General features: G+C 68.7%; 10 protein-coding genes. 4 read left to right on the top strand and 6 right to left on the bottom strand.

Going from position 1 to position 9,112, the window contains the following annotated elements; translation table 11 throughout:
- Positions 1 to 755: 755 nt before the first annotated feature.
- Complete coding sequence (locus ACSDR0_RS47980; protein WP_435295672.1) at positions 756 to 2,075, bottom strand: sensor histidine kinase; 1,320 nt, start codon at positions 2,073 to 2,075, stop codon at positions 756 to 758.
- Positions 2,076 to 2,184: 109 nt separating this feature from the next.
- On the opposite strand from ACSDR0_RS47980, the gene ACSDR0_RS47975 reads away from it, so the two are divergent.
- Both ACSDR0_RS47975 and ACSDR0_RS47970 read left to right on the top strand, forming a co-directional pair.
- Entirely contained in the window at positions 2,185 to 3,090 is a 906-nt protein-coding gene (locus tag ACSDR0_RS47975; protein WP_435295671.1) for an ABC transporter ATP-binding protein, read from the top strand.
- Positions 3,087 to 3,857 carry a hypothetical protein gene (locus tag ACSDR0_RS47970; RefSeq protein ID WP_435295670.1) on the top strand — a complete coding sequence of 257 codons (771 nt, stop codon included), beginning with the start codon at positions 3,087 to 3,089 and terminating at the stop codon, positions 3,855 to 3,857. Before ACSDR0_RS47975 ends, ACSDR0_RS47970 begins: the two co-directional genes overlap by 4 nt.
- Positions 3,858 to 3,871: 14 nt before the next feature.
- On the opposite strand, the gene ACSDR0_RS47965 is transcribed toward ACSDR0_RS47970, so the two are convergent.
- Positions 3,872 to 4,531: a response regulator gene (locus ACSDR0_RS47965; RefSeq protein ID WP_435295669.1), complete on the bottom strand. Its 660-nt coding sequence runs from the start codon at positions 4,529 to 4,531 to the stop codon at positions 3,872 to 3,874.
- 372 nt (positions 4,532 to 4,903) lie between these two features.
- Between ACSDR0_RS47965 and ACSDR0_RS47960 the strand changes: the two genes are divergently transcribed.
- A complete protein-coding gene (locus ACSDR0_RS47960) occupies positions 4,904 to 5,164 on the top strand; it encodes a hypothetical protein (protein ID WP_435295668.1) in 261 nt (86 codons plus the stop codon).
- Between the two features lie 87 nt (positions 5,165 to 5,251).
- Here the strand turns inward: ACSDR0_RS47960 and ACSDR0_RS47955 are convergent, their stop codons facing one another.
- Genes ACSDR0_RS47955 through ACSDR0_RS47945 form a run of 3 tightly spaced genes read right to left on the bottom strand, consistent with a single transcriptional unit; the run spans position 5,252 to position 8,122 of the window.
- Positions 5,252 to 6,577: a hypothetical protein gene (locus ACSDR0_RS47955; protein ID WP_435295667.1), complete on the bottom strand. Its 1,326-nt coding sequence runs from the start codon at positions 6,575 to 6,577 to the stop codon at positions 5,252 to 5,254.
- A 37-nt stretch (positions 6,578 to 6,614) separates the two neighbouring features.
- The gene (locus tag ACSDR0_RS47950; protein WP_435295666.1) at positions 6,615 to 7,559 is read right to left on the bottom strand and encodes a hypothetical protein; all 945 of its coding nucleotides are present in this window, start codon (positions 7,557 to 7,559) and stop codon (positions 6,615 to 6,617) included.
- Entirely contained in the window at positions 7,559 to 8,122 is a 564-nt protein-coding gene (locus ACSDR0_RS47945; RefSeq protein ID WP_435295665.1) for a hypothetical protein, read from the bottom strand. The genes ACSDR0_RS47950 and ACSDR0_RS47945 overlap by 1 nt, the downstream gene beginning before the upstream one ends.
- 85 nt (positions 8,123 to 8,207) lie before the next feature.
- Between ACSDR0_RS47945 and ACSDR0_RS47940 the strand changes: the two genes are divergently transcribed.
- On the top strand, positions 8,208 to 8,570 hold the full coding sequence (locus ACSDR0_RS47940) for a DUF397 domain-containing protein (RefSeq protein WP_435295664.1): 363 nt from the start codon (positions 8,208 to 8,210) through the stop codon (positions 8,568 to 8,570).
- A 151-nt stretch (positions 8,571 to 8,721) separates the two neighbouring features.
- On the opposite strand, the gene ACSDR0_RS47935 is transcribed toward ACSDR0_RS47940, so the two are convergent.
- On the bottom strand, positions 8,722 to 9,009 hold the full coding sequence (locus ACSDR0_RS47935; protein ID WP_435295673.1) for a PDZ domain-containing protein: 288 nt from the start codon (positions 9,007 to 9,009) through the stop codon (positions 8,722 to 8,724).
- Positions 9,010 to 9,112: the final 103 nt, after the last annotated feature.

Here is a 9,112-nt window from a genome sequence, read left to right as displayed (position 1 = left end):
CACCCCGCAAGCCCTGCCCCGACATCACCGGCCAGGGTTCGCTGCCGCCTGCCCACTAACGCACCGATTTTCGAGCCCGGACCAACCGCGCTGCTCGGCTCAATCGATGCGAGGTCAGATGGTGGTGTACGGCTGCCGCCGTGTGCCTGTGGTGGCCGACGTTGTCGTCAGCGTTGTCGTCAACTCTCACCGCACCTCAGCCGGTAGCTACGGACTGATGACGCGTGATCGTGTAAGGCGGGGTTACTGCATGCAGCCGCCGTACACCACGTCACCGGACGTGACCCCCTCGGCCCGCGCCCTGATGGGGTTCCGGTAGTAATCGCCGAAAATCCAACGGATATACCCCTGACCTGCTCGGATGTGAGGGCGTCGTATGGATGGTCTGCCGGTTGGTGAGTGCGGCGGGCTGGGCTGAAGATGCCGCTGACCTCGCCGGAGTGCTCCACGTCGACGCTGGCGAAGCAATATCCGTTGGATTTTCCGCTGTTGCTACCTGGACCCCTGTGAGGAGGCGAGCACCAGGCGCCGCCAGGACCCGGCCAGCAGGTCGGTGTCGATCTCGGCCGGGGTGACCGTTCCGATATTCCTCAACCCCCGATCACGCCCCACTCTGCCCCTCGCCGTAGCTATAGGAGTTGCGGGCCGTCTTACCGACACCCTGATTCAGGGCGAGGGCCAGTGGGCCGGGGGCCTGCCCTCCCTCGCAGCGGCACGATGGAGACCAATGAAATCCCCTCGAGGCAAAGCAGCCATTACAACGTTCCGCCCCGGAGCAGGAACACGGCGAGGAGGACGATGCCCAGGACGATGGGCGCCCAGAACGTGGTGAGCAGGCCGCGGCGCAGCGTTTGACGCGCCCCGGCCAGAGCCAGCTCCGGGGGAGTGGCCGGCGACGGCGAGGCGGCCTGCTGAGCGTCCACGGGCAGACGGGCGGTAAGCGTGAACCCGTCGCCGTCGGGACCCGCGCGCAACGTGCCGCCGGCCAGGCGGACGCGTTCGTCCAGGCCGACCAGCCCGTATCCGGATCCGGCCGGGTCGGCCGGCCTCTGCCGCGGGCCGTGCACCCGCCCGTTGGCGACGGTCACCTCCAGCACGTCGCCGGTACGGCGCAAGCTCACGCGGACCCCAGACCCGAGGGCGTGCTTGGTCGCGTTGGTCAGCCCCTCCTGCACGACGCGGATGGCGGCCCGGGCGGCCGGGTCAGGCAGCCCGGCCTCCGCCTCGTCGTCGGCCTCCAGGCGCACGTCCACGCCGGAGGCCGCGGCCCGCTCCACCAGTGCGGCCACGGAACCGCCGAGCGGGTCGACCAGGGCGCGCTCATCGTGCTGACGCAGCACCCGGATGATCTGCCGCAGCCGGTCGGTGGCCGTGGCGGCGGACTCGCGCAGCTCGGCAGCCGCCTGCCGCAACGCCGGGGCGGTGCCGGCGGCGACCTGCACGGCGCCGGCACGCACGGCCAGGAGGCTGAGCTCATGGCCCAGGGAGTCGTGCATGTCCGCGGCGATGCGGGTCCGCTCGCGCAGCCGTTCCCGCCTGGTAGCCCGCACGTGCTCGCGCTCGAGGCGGGCGGCGAGCTCGAACCCGGCGGTGGCCAGGTCGGCCTGCAGACGCAGGTACTGGCCCACCGCCCACGGGACCACGACCATGAGCAGCAGAGTCGAGGCGGCGGAGAACCAATCCCCGCCGGTCTCGTGCCCGGGCGCGAAAACCAGCGCGATGGCGGCGACCGCGACCAGTACGGCGACCTGCGTCCCGGCGGAACGGCCGGCGGTGCGCCGCCCCAGCAGGAAGGCGAACAGGATGACGGCCGACATGAGCTGCGACACGTAGACGTCCCCGGCGACGACCGTGCCCAGCACCAGAGGGAGCGCGGCGGCCAGGAGCGGCCACCTGCGCCAGGTCGCCGCGGCGACACACAAGAGCACGGCACCGGACACCCGCAGCGTCGCCATGCCGGTCCAGGCATGCTCGGGCAGCGGGTCGTCCGACAGCCACAGCGACGCGACGGCCAAGACCCCCAGCAGCAGGTCCATGCCGACCTGGCGGCCACGCGACGACGTCAGAACGTTCACGATTTCACGCTACGGGCAGGCCCCCTCGCGGACCCCTGACGAAAGTCAGGGGTGGCCCCTGCCGATGGACTCATTCGTACGGGCAGGACCGATCCATAGCGTCCAACGCATGATCTGCCTGATCGAACTGACCAAACGCTACGGCCCTACGACGGCCGTGGACGGCTTGACCCTCGAGCTGCGGCCGGGCCACGTGACCGGGTTCCTCGGCCCGAACGGCGCCGGCAAGTCCACCACGATGCGCGTGATCCTGGGCTTGGACGCCCCCACCAGCGGCACCACCCTGATCGACGGCAAACCGTATGCCCGGCTGAGCCACCCACTGCGCACGATCGGCGCCCTGCTGGACGCCAAGGCCGTGCATCCAGGCCGCACCGGCCGCGACCACCTGCGCGTGCTGGCCCGCTCCCAGCGCATCCCCGCCGCCCGGGTGGCGAAGGTCCTGGAGTTGGTCGGCATGACAACCGCCGCGGACCGGCGGGCGGGCACGTACTCCCTGGGCATGAGCCAGCGCCTGGGCATCGCGGCCGCGCTGCTCGGCGACCCCCAGGTCCTCATGCTCGACGAACCCGTCAACGGCCTGGATCCCGACGGGGTGCGATGGATCCGCACCCTGCTGCAGTCGCTGGCCGCCGAGGGCCGCACCGTGTTCGTCTCTTCGCACCTGATGAGCGAGATGGAGCAGACCGCCGACCGCGTGGTCGTGATGGGCCGCGGCCGCCTGATCGCCGACGCGTCCATGGCCGACCTTCTCGCAGCCGCCGAGGCAGGCAGCCGCGTGCGCGGTCCCGCTCTGCAGCCTCTCGCCGACGCTTTCGAGGGCGCCCGGCTCGACGACGACGGCGCCCTCCTCGTACCCGGTGCGCCGCCGCAGGAAGTAGGGGCCAGAGCCTTCGCGCTCGGCCTCGAGATCCACGGCCTCGAGGCCATCGGGTCCTCGCTGGAGGACACCTACATGCGGTTGACCGCCGACGAGGTCCAGTTCCCCTCTGCCGCGAAGGAGATCGGCCAATGACCGCGACCGCCGCACCCGTACGCCGCCCCGCGCGCGACCATCGCCGGCCGCTCGGCCTGCGCGACGCCGTCGCCGCCGAGCTGATCAAGTTGTTCACCGTGCGTTCCACCTGGTGGTTCGTCGGCGGCCTGCCAGCCCTTCTGCTCCTCATGGCCGTCCTGGACGGCGGCGGCCCGACGTCGGCGCGGTCCCTGACGGTGGGGCTGACGGCGGTGAGCTATTTCGGACAGTACATCGTGGCCGCGTTCGGCCTCCTGGTGATCACGAGTGAGCTGGCCACCCGGTCCATCACGGTCACGTTCGCCGCCACTCCGTCCCGCGGCCGGGTGATGGTCGCCAAGGCCGTCGTCACCGGCATCGCGGGTCTGGTGCTCGGCGCGGCCGCCACCGCCCTGGGCGTCGGTACGGCCGCGGCCCGCCACGGCGAGTTGCCCCGCGTCCTCGGGGACGCGGCCGAGCAGGTGGCCGCCACCGGGGTCTACCTCGGCCTGCTGGCGGTCGTGTCCCTGGGCGTCGGAGCCCTGGTACGTCGCTCCGCCGGTGCGCTCACCTGCATGGTCCTGCTGCTGCTGGTCGTGCCAGAGGTGCTGCACTTGGCCGCCGAGCGGCTCAACGCGCCGTTCCTGGACACGTTCGCCGGCTGGACCCCGGCACAGGCCGGCTGGCAGCTGATGAGCGGCCATTGGGAGTACGTCCTGGTCCTGGTCGCGTGGGCGGTCGCGGTAGTGGCCGCGGGCATCGGGGTGCTGCGTAGCCGCGACGCCTGACCCTTCGACGCCGCTCAGTCGTCCTCAGTGACGATGCCCGCCTCGTGCGCGACGACGGCGGCCTGCACGCGATTGCGTACGCCTAGGCGCGTCATCAGCGCCGAGACGTGCGCCTTGACGGTGCCCTCCACCAGGAAGAGGCGGCGCCCGATCTCGGCATTGCTCAGCCCCGCACCGAGCAGCGCCATCACGTCCCGCTCCCGCGGGGTCAGCACCGCGACCTTCGCGCGGGCGGCCTGCTGGCGCGCCATCAGCTTACCGGAAAGCTGGGCGATGACCTGGCGGGCGACCCGCGGCGACAGGAACGCCGCCCCCTCGTGCGCCGCGCGCACCGCTGCCATCAGCTCGTACGGGTCGCCGGACTTGAGCAGGAACCCCGACACCCCCGCCTCCAGGGCGGCGGCCACGTACTCGTCCTCGCCAAACGTCGTCAGCATCACCACCGCCGTCTCCGGCACCACCCGCCGCAGCTCCGCCGCAGCGCTCAACCCGTCCAGGACCGGCATGCGGATATCCAGCAGGATGACATCCGGACGGTACGCGCGGGTCTGCTCGACGGCCTGGTGGCCGTCCGCCGCCTCGGCGACCACCTCCACGTCTGGGGCCGCGCTCAGGATCGCCCGCACCCCGGCGCGGATCATCGCCTCGTCGTCGGCCAGCAGCACCCGGATCACAGCGCACACCGTACTCCGCGCGGCGCTGTCAGGCGCGCCGCGATGACGTGGTTTCGACACCCTGAACCGGGACGGGCCGGGCGCCCTCTTGGAGGGCCTCTGTCAGGGATCATCGGGTATCCCACTGGCGACCTCGCGTAATCAGGTGTCGCCTATTCGATGCGTCCGGATCGGGCGGCTGTCACAGAGCCTGGTCGTCGCCGGGCCGCCGCGGCCAAGTCCTCATCGACCACCACCCACGACACCGACTCGTCGGCGGCCACCGCCCGCTCAGGCCGGTAGTAGAGGGGGGTCCAGTAGGAACGGAACGATGAGCCTGGATTAGTGTCACATCCGTTGACACTCTGGGTTTGAGCAGGTCAGCCTTGCGGCGTGAACTCTGATGGCGTGGCCTTCCTGCGAGCCGATGTTGAGCGGTTCTGCGCCGAGATCGGTGACCTTGCTCCGGCGCTGCGGTTGCGGCTGCTGGCCGAGCTGGGTGTGATGCTGGATGAGGTGACGTCGGTGGCGATGGCCTCGGCGGCGGAGGGGTGGGGGCTGCGGCGGATCGGTAGGTCGGCCGGGGTGTCGCATGAGCAGGTACGGCGCACCCTGGCGACCACAGCGGTGACCGCGGCTGCGGTCGAGCAGTAGGCGGGGGGCGACCCGACCGGCCGCCCCTCATGCAGCACCGCCGGTTCGCCCCATGACCAGCCGAGCGGGTGGCCCCAGTGGTCTCTTCTATGGAGAGTTGGGGCCCGCGGGAGTGCCGGCACCGACGGGGGTGGAGGCAGTGGGACGGTCAGACTGACAGCGCTGCTCCTCGGAGATGGTCATCGGACCGGTGCGCTCGTAGAAACGGGTGGAGAGCTCGGGGGAGGGAGAGTCGAAGGCGGCGTACAGGCGCCATTCGGAATGTGGGTCGGTGAGGGTCGTCGGGTTGGAGGTGAACCGGCCCTCGGTGCGTCGGCGTCCGCCCTGGGTTTCGACCCACTCGACCTCCGCGGTTTGGATGATGCTCTTAACACTGCCGTTGGCGGAGGCTTTCCACACGAGAGGGATCTTCAGCCCGGCGTTGAGCTGCGGCTCCATGTTGCTGGCAACAGGTCCTGTGCCGGGCAGCCCGGCGCTGGCGGGCAGGGTACCGTAGGAGCCGCTGGCGGCGGTGAGCGGGCGAGTGTGGTCAAGGGCGTTGCGCGTGCAGTTGATGAGGGTTTCGCCATTGATCTGCGGGGGCTCATAGTAGGTGTAGGAGTGAGACGTCTCCTCGGTGAAGACGCATCTGTCCGATGCGCCGATGCAGTAGGACACCGCCTCCTCCACAGTTTTGCGGTCGTTGCCCAGGAATGCCGCGGAGGGCGGTAGAGCGTTCTTCGGGATGCTCTTGTCCACCGATGGCGGGATCTGAACCACCCGCACATTTGCGATCATGGGACCGCAGCTTCCGCCGGCGTTGTCGGCGGTGGGCACCTGAGAGGTGAAGGTGAGCAGCGGATCCTGCTCACCGGCGGTGAAGGTGTAGGTCTGCCCGATGCGCCAGGCACCCGCACCGGGGGCGCCGACTCTCTTGTTCGGGTCGCGATCAGTGGTCTGCTGGAGGACCTGGCCGCCGAATCCGTCGACGGTGTAACGCTGGCCTTGGGCGAGGGCCGTCGGAGTACAGACGGCGGCAACACTGGGACTGTCATCGAACGTGACGGTGACCTGGGCACCTTTGCGTACATTGCGCAGCCGCTGCTTGAAAGAATGAGTGGCTACGGGCAAGCGGAGCATGACGGCCACCTTCCCGCCCGGGTGCCCGGAGGCAGTGGCCGAGTAGCGTTGAACGCCGGCCGGTGTGCCCGATCCACTGGTCGAGCCCACGGACCAGCCCCGGACCGCCGCCGAGTTCGGGGAGCTGCCGGTGATGGCGGGAAGGGCGAAGTCGCCGTTGATGACGACTGGTTCGTTGCCGGGCGCATCGGCGTGCGAGGGCTGAGTGAGTGCGGACAGGCCCAGGCACAGGGCGCCGGTGATGACGGTGGCCCGGACCGCGCCGGTTCGGAAGGTGATGTGCGGTGTCTTCACAATGATCTCCACGGGATGGGTCGCTCTGGCGGGACGGTCAGGAACGCTCGGGGGTGAGCACGATGCGCTCCTTCAGTCGTGCACCCCGCGGCAGTGCGGGAATAACCGTCAAAAAACGGGGGTGCCGGGCGAACCGGGCTGGGTGCAGGGTGTTGAGGGTGTCGTCCACGGCGTTCTGACCTGTGGAGCGCACCCGCTGGCAGGTGCTGCCGGGTACGGTGAAGGTGCTGGCGGTGAAGGTACTGGTGTTGATCGTGGAAGGGCCGTCGACCACGATGTTGCGCACTCCGAGCCCACCGCCGACATTGAGGTTTCCGCCTACCCGCTGCATGGCGGAGCTGGCCGCGAAGGTGAGGGCGTCACCCGAGGCGACGCTGACCTCAAACGTGGTTTTCTCCGAATGTTCCCGCTTCCATTCGTGCTGATATTTTCCGGTGAAGGCGCCTTCGAAAGCGCCCTTGACGCCGAGCGAGCCCGCCAACTTGCCGCTGCCGTTGGCACCGCCCTTGACCCCGGCCGTGGCAGAGGGGCCCTGCTGCATGTTCGGCGTTTTGAATTCTGCGTTGGCTTCGCCGCTCACTCCGGCGGTGACCTCGCCGGAGACGTTGACCTGGCCCTCCACCGAGATCTTTCCAGTGATCTCGCCTCCGAGATTGTCAGTGCTGCCAGTTGTCAGAGTGACCTCGCGCATTACCCTTATCGGGCTCCCGGTGCAGTTGATGACCGCGTTGCCGAGAGACCTGACGACGCTGCGGAACTGGATGAACGCGGCCTTGTCGATCTCGAATCGGCAGTCGCCGGGTTGCGCGTCGCAACGCTCGATCACCCCCTTCACCGAAGGCAACGGCTTGTCGCCGTCGAAGGCCTGCGCCACGGGCACCTTGGGCTGAGTGTCGGGGAACGCGGCCTGTGGCACGAGCGCGACCAGGGCGACGGCCGCAAGCAGCGACATCCGGCGGGTACGGGAGTTCATGATGATCATCAGTTCATCCGCTCGCAGGTATCGGTCATTTGGGGAGGGACAGAGCCTCCAAACAGGGAGGACAGCTCCGCGGCGAAATCCCCGCACGTCCCGTCTGTGGCCAACTGTGCATCGCCCACAGACTGGGTCCGGGCGCCGTCCAGCTCCCGCTGGACGGCGGCCATGCCCGCACGCTGCTCGGCGCCATTGCCGATGACCGCCTCCATGCACTCCTTCGACTTCGGATCGCACGCGGTGGCCTTGTCCTTGAACGCGGCGATATCGTTCTTGGCCGTTTCCTTTTCCTGCTCGGCGGCCTGCCGGTCGGACTCGACTTTGTCCTTTTCCTTGTCCGAGGCTCCGCACGGCTTCGGCTCCCCGTGGGGACAGGGCTCCTCCTCGCTTGGGGATGGAGTCGGAGAGGGGGATGAGGGTGGGGGCTGTACTGGAAATGAATGAGCCCTCTGGACCGCGCCGGCGGTGGGATTGGCGGTCACCGCCGCTGCGGCGGTGAGGGCGCAGGCGGCGATCGTCCATGCCGAGGTGAGCATGATGGAGGGGCCGATTAGGCGGATTCTGTGCATGTCCTTCTTCCGGTGGGTTGAGCACATCGGATGTCCCGCATCGATGAGACGTATGCACAAAGTAACTACTCGGGTACGCAGAGCAATGATCGCCGCGCTCGGCATTTCCACTGATTTGAACTCCGGCAGTTCCCGCCGGGACAGAGGGAGAAGGCAGTCAGCCGCTGATCAATGCGCGAGCGTGCGCGGCTACTTCGAGGAAGCCAGATCGCGTTTCCGGTTCAATGGCACCGTGGGCGCAGCCGGTGATCGCGGCGAAGGCCGCCTGGCCATCGCAGCGACCAACATGTCCGGCGGCGACGGAAGCAACTGCGTCGAGATCGCGGCACTATCCGGTGGACGCCGAGCCGTACGCGACAGCGAAGGCCGCAGTGGCCCGGTTCTGGGCTTCGCCTCCGAAGAATGGGACCCCTTCGTGGACGGCGTGAAGAGCGGTGAGTTCGACTGACCCGCGATGTTCGCGGCCTTCACTCGCGTTCTCGTCTGAGAAGCCCTCCAGCCACTCGACCGGAGGGCTTCTTCCTCTCCCGGGGAGAGGCCACTTCGGTCTACGGATCACACCAACGATGACCTCAGGGCAGATCGGATGGCTTCGGCGGTCAGCTGTCCAGGGTGAGTTGAAGGGTGAGGGTGTTGCCGCCACGCGTGACGGTCACGGAGTAGGTGGCGCCGGCGCGTTTACCGTCCAGCGCATCGTCCAGATCGCCGAGGGTGGCGATGGAAGTTCCGGCTACCTCGATGATGGTGTCGCCCGACTGCAACCCCGATGCCTCGGCGCGGGTGCCGGAGTCAACGGCTCTCACCTGGACGCCGCCGCCACGTCGGGGGGTGGTGTTTCTGAGTGAGTGTTTGAGAGGTGATCGTGAGGTCGTTCTATGGCAGAGCAGAAGACAGAGGACGATGCAACAGCGCGCCCAGGTAGTCGAAGGCGCCAGCCCTAAGCTGATCGTCTATGCAGACATCGCCTAATGAAGTCCTTCAACTGGACGT

The sequence above is a fragment of the Streptosporangium sp. G11 genome (assembly GCF_051192615.1).
Lineage (GTDB): Bacteria > Actinomycetota > Actinomycetes > Streptosporangiales > Streptosporangiaceae > Streptosporangium.
This window is presented reverse-complemented; position numbering and strand designations above follow the sequence as displayed.

Bases quoted from the DNA above. Each gene is read 5' to 3' on its own strand.
- ACSDR0_RS47975 (WP_435295671.1), top strand. From the start codon at position 2,185: ATGATCTGCCTGATCGAACTGACCAAACGCTACGGCCCTACGACGGCC.
- ACSDR0_RS47970 (WP_435295670.1), top strand. From the start codon at position 3,087: ATGACCGCGACCGCCGCACCCGTACGCCGCCCCGCGCGCGACCATCGC.
- ACSDR0_RS47950 (WP_435295666.1), bottom strand. From the start codon at position 7,559: ATGATCATCATGAACTCCCGTACCCGCCGGATGTCGCTGCTTGCGGCC.
- ACSDR0_RS47945 (WP_435295665.1), bottom strand. From the start codon at position 8,122: ATGCACAGAATCCGCCTAATCGGCCCCTCCATCATGCTCACCTCGGCA.
- ACSDR0_RS47940 (WP_435295664.1), top strand. From the start codon at position 8,208: ATGATCGCCGCGCTCGGCATTTCCACTGATTTGAACTCCGGCAGTTCC.